This window comes from Micromonospora humidisoli (assembly GCF_016900955.1).
Classification (GTDB): domain Bacteria; phylum Actinomycetota; class Actinomycetes; order Mycobacteriales; family Micromonosporaceae; genus Micromonospora; species Micromonospora wenchangensis.
On sequence record NZ_JAFEUO010000003.1, the window covers coordinates 17,581 to 35,963 of the forward strand.

Below are 18,383 nucleotides of genomic sequence, written 5' to 3' on the forward strand. Positions count from 1 at the left end.
TGGGGCACGCGCCCCGGTCCCCTCCGTGCCTGCCCCGGACCGCGTCCGGGGCAGGGTTCAGACGTTGCTCTCGCGGTACTCCTCGACCGGGACCAGCGGCATGCCGGGGGCCATCCGGTCGGTCCAGGAGCGGCCGTCGAGGTGGTCGATCTCGTGGGCGACCAACCGGGCCATCCCGTACGCGAACGAGGTGATCATCCGGCTGCCGTCCGCGCGGGCGTGTTCGACGTCGATGCGTAGCGGGCGGGGCACCAGGCCACGGTGGTCGGCGGCGGCGAGGCAGCCTTCGTACTGTTCGACGGTTTCCGGGCTCTCGCCGACCACCCGGGGGTTGACCAGGACGACCGGTGGGGCGGACCGGTCGGCGGGGCGGACCACGGCGACCGCGACGTCCAGGCCGAGCTGCGGTGCGGCGAGGCCGGTGCCGGCGCTGAGCGGGTGCACCTCCTCGGCCCGGGTCAGCACGTCGGTGAGCCGGTCGGCCACCTCGCGGGCGGCGGCGGCCTCCCGGGGCAGGTGCAGCGGGCGGGCGGGCGGGCCGGGCGGGGTGGCGTCGGGGGGCAGCACGCCGAGGGCGCGCATCCGGTCGGCCGGGCGGGCCGGCACGGGGGGCGACTCGACGGCTTCCTGCCGGAACCGCCACTGGAGGCGGAACCGGGTGTTGAGCGGCGGGTCGTCGGTGGACCAGTCGAAGACGATCCGGTCGCCCCGGTCGTGGCGGCGGACCGGGGTGCGCAGCGGTCCCTCGTCGGCGGAGAGCGAGGTCTCCACCCCCCACACCCGGGGGTCGAGGGCCGCCGGGAGGTCCAGCCGTACGGCCAGGTGCCGGGTGGGCAGGCGGACGGCCCGCTGGAACCAGGGGCCCCACTTGACCCGGCCGACCCGGTAGGCGTACTCGACCTCGGCACGTTCGCCGGGGTGCAGCGGGAACCGCCCGTCGGCGTTCTCGAACAGCAGCCAGATCTCCTTGTACGCGTCCCGGTCGTGACGGACCCGCCAGTGCATCGGTTCGCGGGCGCCGTCGTCGTGGTGGACGGCCCGGAAGCGCAGCTCGGCGAAGGTGAGCGGGTGTTCGCGGTGGTGCCGGTTGGAGCGTCCGGGGTCGTCGGGCCACCTGTCGACGGCGACCCGGACGAGGTACCGGGTGACCGGTTCGGTGCCGGCGTTGTGCAGCCGACGGCGGATCACGCACCGGTAGGTGCCGTCGACCAGGGTGAGGGTGGCGGTCTCCCGTTCGACGACGAGCCCGGTGCCCGGGGGGAGCCAGCGGCCGGGGGGTGCGGGTTCGCGGGGGCCGGGGGTGGCCCGGGTCTGGCGGAGCTGGTCGTACTCGCGGAACCGCTGCCAGATGACGCCGCCGGCGTCGAGGACGGCTTCGGCGCGGCGGGCGAAGTCCTCGGTGGGCCGGTGTCGTCGCCCCTCGACGTGACTCACGTACGACGGGTCGAAGCCCATCATCGTGGCGAGCTGTTTCTTGGTCAGCCCTCGCCCCGTCCGGTGCCGGGCGAGTTCCGCCGCGAACGAATCGGCGGCCCGCTCCAGGGGAGAGGTCGTCATCAGCTTCCTCACGCAGCGCAGCCGGGATGACAAGTCTTCACGTTCTTCCCGTCGCCCTGTAGCGAACTGGCACGTTGCCGACATATGCCTTGACATCGCCCGCGTTTTCCCCGCGTTCGGCCGGGTAGTAGCCGAACCGGGCCGATCCGCACCGACGGGACGGACATGGTGATCCCGGCCTCCCGATCCGCCTCCGCAGAGTCTTCCCTCGAAGCCCCGAGCATGGTTAGGCTAGCCTTATTAACCGCCACCACCCGTGGCGGGCCGAGCGGGACGGGAGGGGTCCGGATGACGGCGGTGTTGCCCGGCCAGGATCTCGCCGGCCGACTCGCCCCGGTCACCGCCACCCTGCGCGCCATGTTCGGCACCGACGTGCTGCCCGGCCTCGCGCCCGGCCTGGTGGTCACCGACGAGATCGGCTGGAGCCCGGCCACCACACTCGTCGACGGCACCCGGATGCCCGAGTTCCTGCGCGCCGCCGCCCGCCGCTGGGGTGGCACCCCGCACGCCTGCGCCGCGCTGGCCTGGAAGTCCTACAGCTACTGGACGGCGCTGCCGGTGGTGCTCGGCTGGGCCTCGGCCCGCCGGGTGCCGCTGCTCGACCCGGCCGACGTGCTGATCCACTTCGAGGACCACCGGCAACTGCTCACCATGGGCCTGCACCGCTCGACGACCGTCGCGGTGCTGCCCGGTGACCCGCTCGCCCTCACCGGCCAGCCCGGCGTCCGGGTCGCCGCCGACGAGGCCGAACTGCTCGGCCTCCTGCGCGCCTCGCTGCTCGACGCCCACCTCGCCCCGATGGTCACCGCGATCCAGGCGGAGGTACGGGTGGGTGCGCGTACCCTGCTCGGCTCGGTGGCCTCGGGGATCGCGCACGGCATCCTGCGCGCGAGCGACGCCCTGCCCGGCCCGTCGGTGACCACCATCGACACCCTGCTCGGCACCCTCGGCCTGGCCGACCTGGTCGAGCTGGTGCCCGGCCGGGGCGGTGAGCCGACCGTGCAGCGGCGCACCTGCTGCCTGGCGTTCACCCTGCCCAGTCCGAAGGTCTGCCAGGGCTGCTGCGTCCGCACGGCCTGACCCGGGCTCACCCGGTGAGCGGCCGGACGTCCCACCGCCACACCCCGCCGGTCCGGACGGGGGTGATGCCGGTCAGCGCGGTCATCGCCCGGCGCAGCGCGTCGGCCTGCGGGTGCGGGCCGAGGATCACCACGCCGGCCCGCCAGTAGCGCAGGTCGGTCACGGCGGACCGCCGGTCGGCGGCGGTGATCGGCCCGACGGTGCCGGTCCGCGCGATTTCGGCGAAGAAGTTGCTGGTCCGCCGGTAGGGGGCGGTGAACAGGGCGACGTCCGGTTCGGGCGACCACGGCCGGGTGTCGGGGGCCAGGAAGTAGCCCCGGGCCAGCGGCATCTCCAGCCCGGTCCGGGCCGACCAGCGCAGCGGATCGGCGTAGGTGTTGTCGGGCAGCGGCAGGGTCACCACGCTGCGCCCTCCCGCCACGTACGGCCGCCACCCGCCGCCGGTGACGAACTGCGGCACCGGGTCGAGCCGGGTCGCCGGCAGCGGGGTCGGTAGCAGCGGCACCAGGGCCATCAGCAGGACGGTCACCGTGGCGAAGCGGATCTGTTGCCGGGCCCCCTGGTGCCGGCGGGCGAGATCCCGGGCCCGCTGGGCACCGAGGGCCAGCAGCACCCCGACGATCGGGGTGATCGCCAGCGACCAGCGGGTGGGCACCACGGAGTGCAGCAGCGGCAGGTCCTCCAGCAGCGCCCAGGGGGCGGGTACGCCGGTGTCGCGCCCGTTGAGCTGTACCTCCCGGCCCAACGACAGGACGGCGAAGAGCAGACCGAGGACGGCCAGGCCGACCACCAGGGCGCTGCGCCGCAACCACCAGATCAGGGCGACCGTGAGCACGGCCAGCGGCCAGCCGAAGAAGGCGTTCTCCTCGGTGGGGTTGCGGGCCAGCGGGTCGGCGGACCGGGCGTCCCCGGCCAGCGACTCCCGCGACCAGCCGACGAATGCGCCGAGGTCGGTGCGGTACCCCCGGATCAGCCGGGACAGCCCGTGGTAGGAACCCGGCCCGAAGAGCTGCACGTACAGCGGGTAGGCGAGCAGCACGGCGGACAGCAGCGCGGCCACGCCGAGCCCGGCGAGGAACGGGCGGATCGCCGCGCGCAGCGGCGGCCGGCCGATGGCGAGGGCACCGACCACCACGGCCAGGCCGATCGCGGTCATCAGCAGGATCTCCAGGTTGAGGAAGGCCTGCCAGACGATCAGCAGGCCGAGCAGGAGTCCGTTGCGCAGCCACCGGCCCGGCTCGGCCAGCCGCAGGGTGCGCCAGATGATGAGCGGCACCACGAACTGGGAGACGATGTTCGGGTGGGCGTTGGCGTGCGACACCATCGCCGGGGCGTACGCGCAGAAGGCCGCGCCGAGCCACGCCGGCCCCCGGGAGCGGGTGACCACCCGGGACAGGAAGAAGTACCAGGCGGTGCCGGTGGCCGCCATTCCCAGGGTGAGAAAGAGAAGAAATGACCAGTGCGGCCCGAACAGGACAGTGACCGGGGTCATCGGGATTGAGACGGATAATACCGAGGTATTCGCCATCAGGTTGACGCCGTCGGGCACGTTCATCCGGTCCGAGGCGAACGGATAGCTCCATTCCGTGACCACCCGCGCGCCGTGCGCCATCATCCACTCGAACTGCGCCTGGTCCGACCGGTTGTCGCGTACCCCGGCCGCCGGGTCACGCCAGAGCCTGGCGGTCACCCAGAACGCCAGCATCAGGTAGCTGACCACGGCCAACGCGTCCCACCGCCACCCGGCGGCCGACGGACGGGCCGGCACCGACGGCCCGGCGCGCGGTGAACGGCCTGCCGGGAGCACCCGCCGCCAGCGCCGCCGGACGACCCGTCGGGCTGGCGTCGACAAGGCGTCCCCGACGTCGGATCGACCGGTCCCGCGCTCCGATTCGGGAGTAGTCATAACAATTCAGAGCGTAGTTGGCCTATGGCCGTCACGTGACATGTTTCGGGTACTGCCGTACTATGTGCCGGGTTCGCCGACCGCCGATCACGTGCCCTCCCCCGACCACATTTCGGCCCTCACAGTGCCCTGTTTCCTCCGCCCCTGCTGCGGATGATTCACTCTGTCGGTCCAGGCGCGGGTCAGTCATATCGTGAGGAATCGACGCATGGTAGAAATCCTTGGGGATCAGCGCGTCCAGGCAGAGGTGCTGGAGGGTCTGGCCACCGCGGTCAACCACCGTCGGTGGTTCGTCGAGCTGGCGGTGCCCCACCTCGGTGACGACCCCATCGAAATCGGCAGCGGCCTGGGCGACTACGCCCTGGAATGGGCCAAACACGTTCCCCGCTTCACCGCCACCGAGGCCGACCCGGACCGGCTCGTCCTGCTCAAGGAGCGGCTGGTCGACGAGCCGACCATCGAGGTCCGCGAGATGCTGCTGCCGCACCCTGGCGGCGGCGACTACAGCGCGGCCGTGTCGTACAACGTGCTGGAGCACATCGAGGACCACGTGGGCGCGCTGCGCAGCATGCGCGACCTGGTCCGGCCCGGCGGGGCGGTGATCATCATCGTGCCGGCGTTCCAGTTCGCGATGGGCCCCGCCGACATCGCCACCGGCCACGTGCGCCGCTACACCAAGAAGACCCTCGGCGACGCGATGACCGCGGCCGGGCTGCGGGTCGAGACGATGCACTACGCCAACGCGCTCGGCCTGATCGGCTACTTCATGGCCACCAAGGTCTTCCGGCTGATGCCGAAGGAGGGCCCGATGGTCAAGGTGTACGACACCCTCGTCCTGCCCGCCACCAAGGCCGCCGAGCAGCTCGTCCGGCCCCCGTTCGGTCAGTCCGTCTTCGCCGTCGCCCGGGTGCCCGGCTGAGGGCACCGCACGCCCGCCGGTCCCGCCCACGCGGGACCGGCGGACCACCGCTCACTCCTTGATCTGGTACGTCGGCCTGATGACCGCCCGCGCCAGGGTGTGGAACGCCAGGTTGAAACCGACGTACGCGGGGCTGGCGTCCGGCCCGACGCCGAGCGTGTCGACGTCGACCGCGTGCACGGCGAAGACGTACCGGTGCGGGCGGTCGCCCGGCGGCGGGGCCGCGCCGCCGTAGCCGGTGTCGCCGTAGTCGTTACGGACGCTGAACGCCCCGCCCAGGTCCGCCTCCCGCACGCCGGTCGGCAGGCTGGTCGTCGAGGCGGGCACGTCGACCAGCACCCAGTGCCAGAAGCCGCTGCCGGTCGGGGCGTCCGGGTCGAAGCAGGTCACCACGAAACTCTTCGTCTCGGCCGGGAAGCCCGACCAGGCCAGGTGCGGGGAGACGTTCTCGCCACCGGTGCTGCCGTGCGCGTACCGGGCCTCCATCGGCTCGCCGTTGTGCACGTCGTCGCTGGTCAGGTCGAACGACGGAACGGTCGGCAGCAGCTCGTACGGGTCCGGGGCGATCGGTCGTTCCAGGGTCATCGGGAAGGTCCTTCCGGTGTGCGCGTTTTCCTCTGCCCCTTCTTACCCCGCCGGGCCGGCACGACGAACCGGAAGCACCACGCAGCGTCGGGCCGCCAGAATGAGGGGACGCGGCGGACGACCGGGAGGGCACATGCAGGACACCGAACGTGAGGCGGAACTGTTGGAGGCGGAGCGCCGCCTCCAGGCCGCCCAGCGGGCCGGCGACGTGGCCGCGCTCGACGCCCTGCTCGACGACCGCCTGATCGCCGTCGGGCCGGACGGTCGTACCTTCGGCAAGTCCGACGACCTGGCCGCCCACCGCAGTGGCACCTCGGTGCTCGACGAGCTGGTGGAGGAGGAGTTGGAGCTGGTCGTGGCCGGCACGACCGGGGTGACGTTCTTCCGGGGACGGGTCAGCGGCACCTTCGAGGGTGCACCGTTCGCGGCGCGGTTGCGCTACACCCGCACCTGGGCCTACGACGACGGCTACGGCTGGCGCATCCTCGCCGCCCACCTCAGCCCTGTCCCCTGACCCGGCTGTCCGGGCTGCTCGCCGGACGGCACAGGGCGGCTGCCACCGGCGTCGGGTCGGCGGCGCACACCCGGGGGTCGCCGCTGTTCAGGCCGGCCGACCGGTTGCCGGCTCTCCAGCTTCGCGGGCTGCACGAAGACCGACCGACGAGCGACCGCGTCGCCTCTGGCGTCCAGTTGGTAGACGTCCAACCAGCACCACCCGTCGTAGGTGATCCAGTCGAGCACCCGGATGACCCGGCACCAGATCGGCTTGACGAACTGCACGCTGGCGGCGCGGGTGACGTACACCAGGTCGCCGGCCTCCGGCAGCGGCGCGTTCATCGATGGCCCCGGACGTGACGCAGCCTGCGCCACGCCCTGATCCGGGCACGGGCGGCCTCGACCAGCGGGCAGAAGCCACCCTCGGTGCATCTGCCGCACCGGCTGTGGCGGTGGTGGTCCAGGCAGTCCCACGCGGACTGGACCAGGAGCGGCACTCCGCTGCGCGCATCCACCGCGCCCCGGCGGACAGCCGCCTGCCGGCAGGGGCAGTCGGCACGGGCGGCGCGTGGGTTCGGCTGCGGCGGCGCACTCCGGACCCGAGCCCACCCGCCGGTCTGATTCGGATACGCAGTGGCCGGTCCGGTGCGGTCCAACGGCGGAGAGACACCGGGACGACCAGTCAGCCGGCGCAGGACGTGCATGATCAACGTACGCAGCATGAGCGACCGGGGTATGGGGTCCCCGTCGGAGGTAGGGGGCCACCTGGAACCGCACAGGCAGCCGACCGTGGGTTGTCGTGCGGGCGTTCGTTCACGGAATTGCCTCCAGCCTGGTGGTGCTGCGAAGACGGGATGCCGGGCTGAGGTGGCGACATGGCATCCACCCCAGCCCGGCGAGGGCATCACGGCCAGGTGCCAACCAGGGAGGAATACCCGCCCCGACAACCTAGGTCACTATGTGGCCACTAGGCAAGGAGAGACCAAGGTTTCCGGCGTGTCGTGATCTACTGGCCAGGCCAACCAGGTACCGGACCATCCGGAGATCCGCCATGCCCATCCCCATGTCCTCGCGGCAGATCGCCGACGATCTGACCGCCCGCATCCGCGCCGGGGAGTATCCGCAGGGCTCCAAGCTGCCGTCCCTACGGGAGTTGGCCGACCTGTACTCCGTCAGCGTGTCCACCATCCAGCGCGCCCTGGAACTCACCCGGGACCGAGGGCTCACAGTCGGCCGGGCCGGTGCGGGGGTGTATGTGAGCGAGGACTAGAGCGAGCCGAACGCCGCGACAGACAGACGTCAACTCCGCCGCATGTTGCCGCGCCTTCAACTCTTTGGGGCTGACTTTGGGCGTGACTTACTCCTGTCACTTCTCCCAAAGTCGACCTCAAAGTACAACCCAGCAGGTTGGGGCAATGGTGCTGGCCCAGGTCAGTGGCGGCGATACCCTGGAGATCACCGATCGCGGCCGCCCGATCGCCCGACTCGTCCCGGTGGGCAACGACCGGTCGGTGTTGGCCAAACTGGTGTCGGCAGGACGGGCCGTCGCCCCCCCCCCCCCCCCCCCCCCCCCCCCCCCCCCCCCCCCCCCCCCCCCCCCACCACCGGTGGCGGCCCCGTGCCGCTACCACCGAAGCTCGGCGACGAGAACGTGGACGTGGCCGCCTCGCTCGCCGCGATGCGCGACGACGAACGCTGGTGATCTATCTCGACTCCGCCGCCATCATCAAGCTGGTCCGGCAGGAGGAGTGCAGCACCGACCTCGTCGCCGGCTTAACACGCACGACGACGTGCCCCTGGTTTCCTCTGCCCTCGTCGAGGTGGAAGTCCCCAGAGCCCTGCGCCGGTCAGCTCCGCAGGCGTTGATCGGCGTGCCGGCCGCCGTCGGACGGCTGTTCCGGCTGGGGATCAACAGCACGATCCGGGCGACCGCAGCCGCCTTCGCCGAGCCGATGCTCCGCAGCCTCGACGCCATCCACCTGGCCACCGCCCATGTGCTGACCAACGAATCCGGCACGGCACTCACCGCCTTCGTCACATACGACCGACGGCTGCTCGAATGCGCCAAGGAAGCAGGACTACCCACAGCAAGCCCTGGCCAGAACTGACCTATGAGTCCCCGCCGCCACGGTAAGGGCACCGTTAACGCGCAGCTCAGCCATGTAGACACCCAGCCGCCCGCCCGCCTGAGCCCCACCGACGGGAGCGGCGCGGGCTAACCCCCCACCAGCCCCCACCGGCAAACAGACCTGGCCTGAAAACCGAGGCTGAGCTGCGTCAGGGTAGATCATCAGCCGGCGGAGGGTGTGGGATTCGAACCCACGAAGACATCGCTGCCTTACCGGTTTTCAAGACCAGCGCCATCGGCCACTAGGCGAACCCTCCCGAACCGCCACCCGGGGGTGTGCGGCCCGTGCCTAGTCTGCCACGAACCGCGTCCGGACGAGCCGGCCCATCGCCGTCGGGCGCAGTCCGGCGTACCGGAAGAGGGTCCTTGATCCCTGCCATGACCAGCATGACCTCACCCGGACGGTCCACTGTGGCCGAATTTCCGGCCGTCGTGGGCGAGCGGTGGACCGCCCGGGACGACGGCCGGTGGATATTGCCGGCCGGACCTGCCCACATGGCGCTTGTCGACAGACGGGCGTGGTTCCCGGCCCGGATCGGGTAAGACTGGGCCATGCACGCGATCACGATCCCGGAACCCGGTGGACCCGACGCGCTCGTCTGGGCGGAGGTGCCCGACCCGGAGCCCGGCCCGGGTGAGGTGGTAGTCGAGGTGACCGCCAGCGCGGTGAACCGGGCCGACCTGCTCCAGCGGCAGGGGCAGTATCCGCCGCCGCCGGGCGTGCCCGCGTACCCCGGGTTGGAGTGTTCGGGGGTGATCGGCGCGCTCGGCGCGGGGGTGACCGGGTGGGCGGTGGGTCAGCCGGTGTCCGCGCTGCTGGCCGGCGGCGGGTACGCCGAGCGGGTGGCCGTGCCGGCCGGGCAACTGCTGCCGGTGCCGGCCGGTGTCGACCCGGTCGACGCCGCCGCGCTGCCCGAGGTGGCCTGCACGGTCTGGTCGAACCTGGTCCGGGTGGCCCACCTGGGCAGGGGCGAGACGCTGCTGGTGCACGGCGGCGGCAGCGGGATCGGCACGTTCGCGGTGCAGTTCGGCGCGGCGCTGGGCGCGACCGTGGTGGCGACCGCCCGGTCGGGCAAGCACGACAGGCTGCGGGAGTTGGGGGCCGCGCACACCGTCGACTACCGCGAGCAGGATTTCGTGGCGGAGGTCCGGCGGGTCACCGACGGGCGGGGTGCGGACGTCATCCTTGACATCATGGGCGCGTCCTATCTTGGCCGGAACGTGGCGGCGCTGGCCGACGGCGGCCGGCTGGTGGTGATCGGCATGCAGGGCGGCCGGAAGGCGGAGCTGGATCTGGGCGCGCTGCTGGCGAAGCGGGCGTCGGTGGCGGCGACCGCGCTGCGGTCCCGCCCGCTGGCCGACAAGGCGGACATCGTGCGGGGTGTGCGGGAGCAGGTGTGGCCGCTGGTGGAGGCGGGCGCGGTCCGGCCGGTCGTGGACCGGCGGCTGCCGATGCGCGACGCCGCGCAGGCGCACCGGCTGGTCGAGTCGAGCGACCACGTGGGCAAGGTGCTGCTCACCACCGGGTGACGGCTCCGGCCGGGCCACGGCGTGCCCCGGCGAGCCTGCCGGACGGACCAGGCGTCGGCAGGGCGCAGGCCCGGGGCCACTCAGGCCGGCGGGCGCGGGCCGTCGCGGCGGGGCAGCACCAGGCGGGCGCCGGGGCCCTCGCCGGCCAGCGCGTCACCCGGGTTGTAGAGGGTGCAGCGCTGCAACGACAGGCAGCCGCAGCCGATGCAGCCGTCCAGGTCGTCGCGGAGCTTGCCGAGCAGCTTGATCCGTTCGTCCAGCCGTTCCCGCCAGGTGCGGGACAGGGCAGCCCAGTCGTCGGGGCTGGGGGCGCGGGACGAGGGCAGCGAGTCCAGCGCCGCACGGATCTCGTCCAGCGAGATGCCGACCTGCTGGGAGATCCGGATGAACGCCACCCGGCGCAGCTCGGTGCGGGCGTAGCGGCGCTGGTTGCCGCCGGTGCGTTCGGCGTGGATGAGCCCGAGGCGTTCGTAGTAGCGCAGCGCCGACTGGGCCACCCCGCTGCGCGCGGAGAGCTGACCGATGGTGAGCGATTCGTGCATCACTGCCCTTGAGTTGAAGTTAACTTCAAGTTGCACGCTAGCCACATGACCGCACCGACCGCAACCCACCCGCCGGGCCATACCCTGCCCGCCCCCGTCGTCGCGCCGCTGGAACGCCTCCGCGCCGGACGCCACTACGACGCCAACGTGTACTCCACCGTCGACGTGCACTGGGTGCTCTACGACCGGGTGCTGCGGGTCACCCCGGCCACCGTCGACGACCCCGACCGGGACCGCTTCCTGCTCTCCAAGGGGCACGCCGTGGCCGGCTACTACGCCGTGCTCGCCGCCAAGGGGTTCATCCCCGTCGACTGGCTCGACGACGCGGGCGGGCCGGACAGCCGCCTCGGCGGCCACCCCGACCGCACCCTGGTCCCCGGCGTCGAGATCGGCTCCGGCTCCCTCGGCCACGGCCTCGGACTGGGCGTGGGCACCGCGCTCGGCCTGCGCGCCCAGGGCCGCACCACCCCCCGGGTGTACGTCCTGCTCGGCGACGCCGAACTCGACGAGGGCTCCAACCACGAGGCGATCGCGTACGCCGGGGCGACCGGCCTGGCCGGGCTCACCGCGATCGTGCTCGACAACGCGTCGGCCAGTCACGGCTGGCCGGGTGGGGTGGCCAGCCGGTTCACCGTCAACGGCTGGACCGCCGCCACCGTCGACGGCCACGACCACGACGCCCTGTCCGCCGCCCTCACCGGCCACGACGGCCACCGCCCCCACGTGGCCGTCGCGGTCGACGGACCGACCCCGGGGAGCGGGAAATGACCATGCGGGACACCTTCGTCGCCAGCGCCACCGGGTTCCTCGCCGACCCCCGGACCACGATCGTGCTGGCCGACATCTCCGCCGACGCCTTCACCGAGGCGGGCCGACGGTATCCGGACCGGGTGGTCAACGTGGGCATCCGGGAACAGTTGATGATCGGGGTGGCCGGTGGGCTCGCCCTGACCGGGCAGCGCCCGATCGTGCACAGCTACGCCCCGTTCCTCGTCGAGCGGGCGTACGAGCAGATCAAGCTGGACCTCGACCACCAGGGGGTCGGCGCGGTGCTGGTCAGCATCGGCGCGTCGTACGACCGGGCGGAGGCCGGCCGGACCCACCTCGCCCCGGCCGACGTCGCCCTGATCGACACCCTCGACGGCTGGACGGTGCACGTGCCCGGCCACCCCGACGAGGTACCCGACCTGCTCCACGACGCGGTCTGCGGGCTGCACTCGACCTACCTGCGGCTGTCGCTGCGAGGCAACGCGCGGGCGTACCCGAAGGCGGGTGGGTTGCAGGTGGTACGCGACGCCGGAGCCGGCGCGGCGCTGCTGGTGGCGGTCGGTCCGGTGCTCGACGCCGCGCTCGCGGCGGTGGCCGGCCTGCCGGTGACGGTGGCTTACACGCACCGGCCCCGGCCGTTCGACGTGACCGGGCTGCGGGCGCTGGCCGGCGGTGAGGTGGTCGTGGTGGAGCCCTACCTGGCCGGCACCTCGACGCGGGTGGTGGCCGAGGCGCTGGCCGACCGACCGCACCGGCTGCTCAGCCTCGGCGTGGGTCGGGCGGAACTGCGGCGCTACGGCACCGCCGGGGACCACGACCGGTGGCACGGCCTCGACCCGGCCGGACTACGCCGGGCGGTCGGCAGGTTCCTGACCCGGGCGGGATGACCGGGGGCGAACCGGGAGGACGGGTCAGCGGGGCGTGCGGTCGGGCCGGCGGCGGGTCCGCTCCCGGCCGAGGATCCAGATCGCCTCGACCCCGTCCTTCCAGGTGATCTTCTTGCCCTCCTCGCGCCCGCGCGCCCGGTAGCTGATCGGCACCTCGTACGGGCGGATGCGCCGGCGCAGCAACTTGCCGGTCACCTCCGCCTCCATCCCGAAGCCCCGGGACCGGACGCCCAGCGACCGGTACAGCTCGACAGGCATCAGCTTGAAACAGGTCTCCAGGTCGCCGATGTAGGAGTTGAACAGCACGTTCGCCGCCATCGTGACGCCCTTGTTGCCCATCACGTACCAGAAGCTGTAGGCGCTGTGGCTGCCGAAGGTGCGGTTGCCGTAGACCACGGTGGCCCGCCCGTCGAGCACCGGGGCGAGCAGCCGGGGGATGTCCTGCGGGTCGTACTCCAGGTCGGCGTCGAGGATGACCATGTACTCACCCTCGGCGCTGTCCACGGCCGTCTTGATCGCCGCGCCCTTGCCCGCGTTGCGGGGGTGGGTGATCACCCGCAGTCGCGAGTCGTCCGCCCGGCCGAGGATCTCCCCGGTGCCGTCCCGGCTGCCGTCGTCCACCACGACCAGCTCGATCTCGCAGGGATAATCGACCGCCAATGCCTGCTTGAGGGCATCCGCGATGCGTTCTTCCTCGTTGTAGACCGGCATGAGGATCGAGAGCTTCACGGGAATCTCCACGGTGGCGACAGTAAGTCGGGCCTAGCCTAGCCTGGCAGGTCAGCCGCGCGAGGGTCGCCACCACAGCGGCTGGTGCCCGTCATCGGACCGGCCGGCACCCGGTCACTGCGCGGAATGGTGTTTACTTCCGCCCATGTCGGCAGCCGGCTGGATGCTCGTGGCGGCCCCCGTCGCCGCGCTCGTGTCACTCACCGCCCTCCTGCGCCCCCGGGCCGCCGGGGTGGTCGCCCCGCACCGCCTCGGCCTGGTCCGGGCCGCCCTGCTGACCGGTGTCTTCGCCGTGCTGACCGTGGAGGTGCTGGGCGCCCTCGACGCGCTCACCCTGCCCGCCTTCGCCCTGGCCTGGGTGCTCTTCGTCGCGGGGGTCGCGGTGGCGGTCGGCTGGCGACGCGACCCCGCCGCGACCCCGGCCGCCGTCGCGGGCAGCCGGCGGGCGGTGCTGGTCGGCGCGGCCGTCGGCGGCCCTGCGGCGGACCGGCGGACCGGCGGCGCGGCGTCCGGGCCGCAGCCGCCTGCCGATGCCCTGGCACCCCCGACCACCGTCCGGGGCGGCGTCGCGGCGCTGCTTTCCGGATGGGCGGACCGGCTGACCCACCTCCGGCGTACGGCGACCCGGGGCGAACGGCTGCTCGCCGGCACGGTGCTCGCCGTGGTGCTGACCGAACTGGTGGTGGCGCTGCTGGCCGAGCCGAACAACTTCGACTCGCAGACGTACCACCTGCCGAAGGTGGAGCACTGGGTGGCCCAGGGCAGCCTGGAGTTCTGGCCCACCGCCATCCACCGGCAGGTGACCATCCCGCCCGGCGCGGAGTACCTGCTGCTGCATCTGCGCCTGTTCACCGGCGGGGACGCCCTGCACAACCTGGTGCAGTGGGCCGCCGGCCTCGGTTGCCTGCTCGTGGCCACCCGGATCACCGCCCAGCTCGGCGGGGGCCGGCGGGCCCAACTGCTCACCGCGTTCCTGCTAGCCACCACGCCGATGGTGGCCCTCCAGGCGACCAGCACCCAGACCGACCTGGTCGCCGCCGCCTGGGCCGCCTGCGCCGCCACCCTGGTGCTGGACGGCCTGCGCCGCCGGGCCGGGCTGACCGACGCGCTGGCGCTCGGCGCGGCCACCGGCCTGACCGCACTGACCAAGACCAGCGGGCTGATCGCCGTCGGGCCGCTGCTGCTGCTCTGGGGCCTGGCCCAGCTCCGGCTGGCCGTCCGCCCCGACGGGGTCACCGCCGACCCGGCCGGCCGGGCGCTCGGTCGGTCCAGGTCGGACCCGACGGACCGGCCGGGACCGAGCGGGGCCCGGCAGGTGGCCCGGACGGTGGGCGGCTCGCTGCTGGTGGTGCTGGTCGCGGCGACGGTGGTGGGGCCGTTCCTGGCCCGGGAGACGGCCGAGTTCGGTCACCCGCTGGGGCCGCCCCGGCTGCGGGAGTCCATCCCGATGGAACGGCACGACCCGGCCGCCGTGCTGGTCAACGCGCTGCGGATCGGGCACACCGCGTTCGACACCCCGTTGGCTCCGCTGCGTGCCGGCACCGCCGAGGTGATCATGGACGGCTCCCGGGCGGTCGGCGTCGACCCACAGGACCGGGCCATCACGTTCGGCCGGGAGGTCTTCCCGGTGCCCTCCTGGTATCCCGACGAGGACCGGGTGGCCTTCCCGCTGGCCGGGGCGCTGGCGCTGGTCGGGGCGGTCGTCGCGCTGGCCCGCCCGCGCCGGCTCGTCCCCGGCCGGTCGGGTGCCCTGCGGGCGTACGCGGGGGTGGTGGTGGGCGCGGTGGTCCTGCACACCGCGATGATCAAGTGGCAGCCGTGGGGGAACCGGCTGCTCCTGTACGCGCTGGTGCTGGCCGTACCCCTGGCGGGGCTCTGGGTCGACGCGGTGCTGCGGCGGCGGGCCGGGACGGGCCGCCGGTCGGTGGCCGCCGGGCTGGTGGTGACCGTGCTGGCCACCTCCGCGCTGGCCGGCGTGCTGGCCCTGTCCTACGGCTTCCCGCGCCGGCTGGTCGGCGCGGGTTCGGTCTTCACCACCGGCGAGTGGGACACCCGGTTCCTACGCCGCCCGCAGTGGGCCGACGAGTTCCGCTGGGCCGCCTCGGCGGTACGGGCCAGCGACGCCCGACGGATCGGCCTGGTGCAGCAGAACGACAACTGGGAGTACCCCTGGTGGTTGCTGCTGCGCGCCGACGACGGTCGGTCGCCCGACCTGGTGGCGTTGCAGTCGGTGCTGCCGGACCGGCCACCGGCCGACCCCACGTCGGTCGACGCGATCGTCTGCACCGGCCCCCGCACCCAGTGCGCCCGACTCGTTCCGGCCGGCTGGACGATCGAGTACCGCGACCACGTCGGCTACGCGTTGCCCCCGGCCCGCTGAGCCACCGGGAACACACGTCGGGGCCGGCGTGGTGGTCCACGCCGACCCCGACCGGTCCCCCACAGGTCACTTCTGCTTGATCGGCACCACGATCAGCCGGGCGACGCTGGCGTCCCCGTCCTTGGCCCCGGCCACGTTGACCTTGGTGCCCACCTTCACGTCGCTGGCCTTGACGGTGGTCCGGCGCTCGACCACCCGCAGCTGGTCGCCCAGCTTCCAGGTCAGGGTGAAGCCGTCGGTGGACTTCACCGTCGCCGAGTCCCCGTCGATCGCGGTCACCTCGCCGCGCTGCACGACGACGGTCTTCGTACCGTCCTTGGTCTGCACCACCGCTTCACCGTGCAGGCCGTTGCGGCCCAGCTGCACCCGGGCCTGCCGGCGCTGCCGCAGCTCCTTCAACCGTTCGCCACGCTTGCCCTTCTCCCCGGCCTGCGGGGACGGGGTGGCGGACGCGGCGGGCTCGGCGAGCAGATCCAACTCGGCCGGGTCGAGGCCCCACGCGGCCAGCGCCAACCCCTCGACGCCCAGGGCGGCGGCCACGTCGACCGTGGCGGCCTTCGTACCGTCCTGCGCGACCTGGGCCGACCCGCAGCCGGCGACGCCGAACGTGAGCGCCGCGAGCAGCGAGGTGGCGGTGACGGCGATTCCCCGATAAGCCATGACTGTCCTCTCGTCCGTGATGCCACCAGCCTGGCGGAACGGGATGGGCGCGGGGTCAGGCCGATGTTCGGGTCAGGTAAGGACTTGCGGGTAGCCGGACGGTGAACGCCGCGCCCCCCTCGGCGGCGTGCCCGGCGACGATCTCTCCGCCGAGTCGGCGGACCAGCCCGGCGGCCAACGCCAGCCCCAACCCGCTGCCCACCTTGCGGAGCCCCCGGTAACGCTGGTGCAGCGCCCCGCGTTCGAAGGCCACCGCCAGGTCGTCGTCGGTGAAACCGGGTCCGCCGTCGCGGACCTCCACCAGCCCACCGGCGGTCGGCCCGGCACCGGCCGGCCGGACCGCGAGCACCACCGGCGCCCCCGGCGGTACGACCCGCAGCGCGTTCTCCAGCAGCCCGTCCACCACCTGCCGGATCCGTCCCGGATCGGTGTACGCGGGCACCGCCGTGCCCGGCGTCTCCAGCCGGAACGGCACCCCGACCGCCGCACACCGCTCCGACCAGGTGCGTTCGGCGTCGGCGGCCAACCGGGTGAGGTCCACCGGCACCGGTTCCAGCGGGAAGTCCACCGCCTCCAGCCGGGCCAGCGCCAACAGGTCGGCGACCAGCCGGTCCAGGTGCTGCGCCTCGGCGAGCATGGTCCGGCCGGTCGCGGTCGCCTCGTCCGCGCCGATCACCCCGTCGGCGAGCGCCTCCGCCCACCCCCGGATCGCGGTCAACGGGGTCCGCAGCTCGTGCGAGACGGAGAGCAGGAACTCCCGCTGCCGGCCCTCGCTGGTGGCCAGCGCGGCGGCCAGCCCGTTCAACGCGTACGCCAGGTCGGCGACCTCGTCGGGCGGTTCGACGGGCACCCGGACGGCCCGGTCACCGGCGCGCAGCCGGGCGGCGGCGGTGGCGGCGTGCCGGATCGGCCGGGCCAGTCGACGGGCCAGCAGCAGCCCGGCCGCCGCCCCGGCGGTGAGCCCGGCCAGCAGCGGCAGCCACAGGGCGCGCAGCACCTGCCGCCACGGTCCCTGCGGGGTGGCCCGGGTCAGCACCACCCCCTCCCCGCCGGGCAGCGCCCGCCCCTCGACGAGGGTCCGTTGGCCGTTGACGAACCGTCGGCCGGAGACGTCCCGGCCGGCGGAGACCCGGTTCACCACCTGCCGGGGCAGGCCGGGGCGGTCGGCCAGCCCGCCCTGGACGACGTACACCTCGATCTGCTGGTCCTTGAGCTGGCGGATCAGCCGGTCGCCGGCCGCGTCGCGCTGGCGGCTGGGCCGCACCTTCAGCACGTCGGCGGCGAGCCGGGCCTGCGCGGCCAGCGCCTCCTGGTCGCGGCGCTCCACCCCGCGTACCGCCAGGGGAACCGCGACCAGGGCGGTTACCAGCACCGACACCAGCGCCACCGCACAGGTGACCAGCACCGCGCGGGCGGTCAGCGTGTGCAGGGACCGGCGGCGGCGCGGGGTGGTGCCCCGGCGGGGGGCGGAGGGTTCAGCCATCGGCGGCGTACCCGACGCCCCGGTGGGTGCGGATCACGCTGGCCGCGCCGAGCTTCGCCCGGACCTGGGCGACGTGCACGTCGACGGTACGGGTGCCGGCGTGCGCCGCGTACCCCCAGACCCCGGCCAGCAGTTCCTCCCGGGTGAAGACCCGGCCGGGGCGGGCCATCAGGTGGGCGAGCAGGTCGAACTCGGTGGAGGTGAGCTGGACCGGGGTGCCGGCCGCGAGCACCGTGCGCCGGGCCGGGTCGAGGGTGACCGGGCCGACGGTGCGGGGCCGGTCCGCGCCGTCGGGGGCGCCGACGGTCCGCCGTAGCACCGCCCGGACCCGGGCCACCAGTTCGCGCGGGCTGAACGGTTTGGTCACGTAGTCGTCGGCGCCCAACTCCAGGCCGACGATCCGGTCGACCTCGTCGTCGCGGGCGGTGAGGAAGATCACCGGGGTCCAGTCGCCGGACTCACGCAGCCGCCGGCAGATCTCGGTGCCGGCCAGGCCCGGCAGGGTGATGTCGAGGACGCAGGCCACCGGGCGCAGCCGGCGGGCGGCGGACAGCCCGGCCGTGCCGTCCCGTTCCAGGTGTACGCCGAACCCGTCCCGGTCCAGGTAGAGCCGGACCAGGTCGGCGATGGCCGGCTCGTCCTCCACGACGAGGACGAGCCCACGCGGCGGTGTGGCATCGACGGTCACCGGCCCATGATGACCGACCCGGGGTCGGGCGGAACGGACGGCCGTG

Annotated in this window: 18 protein-coding genes and 1 tRNA gene; 9 read left to right on the forward strand and 10 right to left on the reverse strand. The window is 73.4% G+C overall.

The genetic code is table 11. The annotated features are described in order from the left end of the window. Window positions 1-57 precede the first annotated feature (57 nt). Entirely contained in the window at window positions 58-1,557 is a 1,500-nt protein-coding gene (locus tag JQN84_RS10705) for a peptide deformylase (RefSeq protein ID WP_204958252.1), read from the reverse strand. A 300-nt stretch (window positions 1,558-1,857) separates the two neighbouring features. Between JQN84_RS10705 and JQN84_RS10710 the strand changes: the two genes are divergently transcribed. Beyond that, window positions 1,858-2,637: a hypothetical protein gene (locus JQN84_RS10710; RefSeq protein WP_204958908.1), complete on the forward strand. Its 780-nt coding sequence runs from the start codon at window positions 1,858-1,860 to the stop codon at window positions 2,635-2,637. A 7-nt stretch (window positions 2,638-2,644) separates the two neighbouring features. On the opposite strand, the gene JQN84_RS10715 is transcribed toward JQN84_RS10710, so the two are convergent. Beyond that, entirely contained in the window at window positions 2,645-4,342 is a 1,698-nt protein-coding gene (locus JQN84_RS10715) for a DUF6311 domain-containing protein (protein WP_239485305.1), read from the reverse strand. 409 nt (window positions 4,343-4,751) lie between these two features. Between JQN84_RS10715 and JQN84_RS10720 the strand changes: the two genes are divergently transcribed. Further along, window positions 4,752-5,462, forward strand: a complete 711-nt coding sequence (locus JQN84_RS10720) for a class I SAM-dependent methyltransferase (RefSeq protein ID WP_204958253.1) — start codon at window positions 4,752-4,754, stop codon at window positions 5,460-5,462. Window positions 5,463-5,513: 51 nt separating this feature from the next. Here the strand turns inward: JQN84_RS10720 and JQN84_RS10725 are convergent, their stop codons facing one another. Continuing rightward, window positions 5,514-6,047: a YbhB/YbcL family Raf kinase inhibitor-like protein gene (locus JQN84_RS10725; RefSeq protein WP_204958254.1), complete on the reverse strand. Its 534-nt coding sequence runs from the start codon at window positions 6,045-6,047 to the stop codon at window positions 5,514-5,516. A 133-nt stretch (window positions 6,048-6,180) separates the two neighbouring features. Between JQN84_RS10725 and JQN84_RS10730 the strand changes: the two genes are divergently transcribed. After that, window positions 6,181-6,561, forward strand: a complete 381-nt coding sequence (locus JQN84_RS10730) for a nuclear transport factor 2 family protein (protein WP_204958255.1) — start codon at window positions 6,181-6,183, stop codon at window positions 6,559-6,561. Here JQN84_RS10730 and JQN84_RS31310 read toward each other — a convergent pair. After that, window positions 6,516-6,884, reverse strand: a complete 369-nt coding sequence (locus JQN84_RS31310) for a hypothetical protein (RefSeq protein ID WP_239485256.1) — start codon at window positions 6,882-6,884, stop codon at window positions 6,516-6,518. The genes JQN84_RS10730 and JQN84_RS31310 overlap by 46 nt on opposite strands. A gap of 709 nt (window positions 6,885-7,593) precedes the next feature. Here JQN84_RS31310 and JQN84_RS10740 point away from each other — a divergent pair. Beyond that, the gene (locus JQN84_RS10740; protein ID WP_204958256.1) at window positions 7,594-7,812 is read left to right on the forward strand and encodes a GntR family transcriptional regulator; all 219 of its coding nucleotides are present in this window, start codon (window positions 7,594-7,596) and stop codon (window positions 7,810-7,812) included. A 550-nt stretch (window positions 7,813-8,362) separates the two neighbouring features. After that, window positions 8,363-8,650 (forward strand): PIN domain-containing protein, encoded by a 288-nt coding sequence (locus JQN84_RS32240; protein WP_307821148.1) that lies wholly within the window; start codon window positions 8,363-8,365, stop codon window positions 8,648-8,650. Between the two features lie 190 nt (window positions 8,651-8,840). Here JQN84_RS32240 and JQN84_RS10750 read toward each other — a convergent pair. Next, a tRNA-Ser gene (locus tag JQN84_RS10750) sits at window positions 8,841-8,927 on the reverse strand. Window positions 8,928-9,222: 295 nt separating this feature from the next. Between JQN84_RS10750 and JQN84_RS10755 the strand changes: the two genes are divergently transcribed. Next, the gene (locus JQN84_RS10755; protein WP_204958257.1) at window positions 9,223-10,200 is read left to right on the forward strand and encodes an NAD(P)H-quinone oxidoreductase; all 978 of its coding nucleotides are present in this window, start codon (window positions 9,223-9,225) and stop codon (window positions 10,198-10,200) included. Window positions 10,201-10,280: 80 nt separating this feature from the next. On the opposite strand, the gene soxR is transcribed toward JQN84_RS10755, so the two are convergent. Then, complete coding sequence (gene soxR, locus JQN84_RS10760; RefSeq protein WP_204958910.1) at window positions 10,281-10,742, reverse strand: redox-sensitive transcriptional activator SoxR; 462 nt, start codon at window positions 10,740-10,742, stop codon at window positions 10,281-10,283. Window positions 10,743-10,787: 45 nt separating this feature from the next. Between soxR and JQN84_RS10765 the strand changes: the two genes are divergently transcribed. Both JQN84_RS10765 and JQN84_RS10770 read left to right on the forward strand, forming a co-directional pair. After that, window positions 10,788-11,510, forward strand: coding sequence for a thiamine pyrophosphate-binding protein (locus JQN84_RS10765; RefSeq protein WP_204958258.1), 723 nt, complete (start codon window positions 10,788-10,790; stop codon window positions 11,508-11,510). Between the two features lie 2 nt (window positions 11,511-11,512). Beyond that, complete coding sequence (locus JQN84_RS10770; protein ID WP_204958911.1) at window positions 11,513-12,397, forward strand: transketolase family protein; 885 nt, start codon at window positions 11,513-11,515, stop codon at window positions 12,395-12,397. Between the two features lie 24 nt (window positions 12,398-12,421). Here the strand turns inward: JQN84_RS10770 and JQN84_RS10775 are convergent, their stop codons facing one another. Then, complete coding sequence (locus tag JQN84_RS10775; RefSeq protein WP_204958912.1) at window positions 12,422-13,126, reverse strand: glycosyltransferase family 2 protein; 705 nt, start codon at window positions 13,124-13,126, stop codon at window positions 12,422-12,424. 145 nt (window positions 13,127-13,271) lie between these two features. On the opposite strand from JQN84_RS10775, the gene JQN84_RS10780 reads away from it, so the two are divergent. Continuing rightward, on the forward strand, window positions 13,272-15,506 hold the full coding sequence (locus JQN84_RS10780) for a phospholipid carrier-dependent glycosyltransferase (RefSeq protein WP_204958259.1): 2,235 nt from the start codon (window positions 13,272-13,274) through the stop codon (window positions 15,504-15,506). A 66-nt stretch (window positions 15,507-15,572) separates the two neighbouring features. Here JQN84_RS10780 and JQN84_RS10785 read toward each other — a convergent pair whose 3' ends face one another. From JQN84_RS10785 to JQN84_RS10795, 3 genes are read right to left on the reverse strand one after another with little or no spacing between them, the layout of a single operon-like run. Further along, window positions 15,573-16,166 carry a hypothetical protein gene (locus JQN84_RS10785; RefSeq protein ID WP_204958260.1) on the reverse strand — a complete coding sequence of 198 codons (594 nt, stop codon included), beginning with the start codon at window positions 16,164-16,166 and terminating at the stop codon, window positions 15,573-15,575. A gap of 55 nt (window positions 16,167-16,221) precedes the next feature. Then, a complete protein-coding gene (locus JQN84_RS10790; RefSeq protein ID WP_204958261.1) occupies window positions 16,222-17,649 on the reverse strand; it encodes a sensor histidine kinase in 1,428 nt (475 codons plus the stop codon). Continuing rightward, window positions 17,642-18,337, reverse strand: coding sequence for a response regulator transcription factor (locus JQN84_RS10795; RefSeq protein WP_204958262.1), 696 nt, complete (start codon window positions 18,335-18,337; stop codon window positions 17,642-17,644). The genes JQN84_RS10790 and JQN84_RS10795 overlap by 8 nt, the downstream gene beginning before the upstream one ends. Window positions 18,338-18,383 lie beyond the last annotated feature (46 nt).

What these genes read in the sequence shown, in the direction of transcription:
- JQN84_RS10730 (WP_204958255.1), top strand. Translation starts at nt 6,181, where the DNA reads ATGCAGGACACCGAACGTGAGGCGGAACTGTTGGAGGCGGAGCGCCGC.
- JQN84_RS10740 (WP_204958256.1), top strand. Translation starts at nt 7,594, where the DNA reads ATGCCCATCCCCATGTCCTCGCGGCAGATCGCCGACGATCTGACCGCC.
- JQN84_RS10705 (WP_204958252.1), bottom strand. Translation starts at nt 1,557, where the DNA reads ATGACGACCTCTCCCCTGGAGCGGGCCGCCGATTCGTTCGCGGCGGAA.
- JQN84_RS10780 (WP_204958259.1), top strand. Translation starts at nt 13,272, where the DNA reads ATGTCGGCAGCCGGCTGGATGCTCGTGGCGGCCCCCGTCGCCGCGCTC.
- JQN84_RS10790 (WP_204958261.1), bottom strand. Translation starts at nt 17,649, where the DNA reads ATGGCTGAACCCTCCGCCCCCCGCCGGGGCACCACCCCGCGCCGCCGC.
- soxR (WP_204958910.1), bottom strand. Translation starts at nt 10,742, where the DNA reads ATGCACGAATCGCTCACCATCGGTCAGCTCTCCGCGCGCAGCGGGGTG.
- JQN84_RS10765 (WP_204958258.1), top strand. Translation starts at nt 10,788, where the DNA reads ATGACCGCACCGACCGCAACCCACCCGCCGGGCCATACCCTGCCCGCC.
- JQN84_RS10725 (WP_204958254.1), bottom strand. Translation starts at nt 6,047, where the DNA reads ATGACCCTGGAACGACCGATCGCCCCGGACCCGTACGAGCTGCTGCCG.
- JQN84_RS10720 (WP_204958253.1), top strand. Translation starts at nt 4,752, where the DNA reads ATGGTAGAAATCCTTGGGGATCAGCGCGTCCAGGCAGAGGTGCTGGAG.
- JQN84_RS10715 (WP_239485305.1), bottom strand. Translation starts at nt 4,342, where the DNA reads ATGCTGGCGTTCTGGGTGACCGCCAGGCTCTGGCGTGACCCGGCGGCC.
- JQN84_RS10785 (WP_204958260.1), bottom strand. Translation starts at nt 16,166, where the DNA reads ATGGCTTATCGGGGAATCGCCGTCACCGCCACCTCGCTGCTCGCGGCG.
- JQN84_RS10755 (WP_204958257.1), top strand. Translation starts at nt 9,223, where the DNA reads ATGCACGCGATCACGATCCCGGAACCCGGTGGACCCGACGCGCTCGTC.
- JQN84_RS10770 (WP_204958911.1), top strand. Translation starts at nt 11,513, where the DNA reads ATGCGGGACACCTTCGTCGCCAGCGCCACCGGGTTCCTCGCCGACCCC.
- JQN84_RS31310 (WP_239485256.1), bottom strand. Translation starts at nt 6,884, where the DNA reads ATGAACGCGCCGCTGCCGGAGGCCGGCGACCTGGTGTACGTCACCCGC.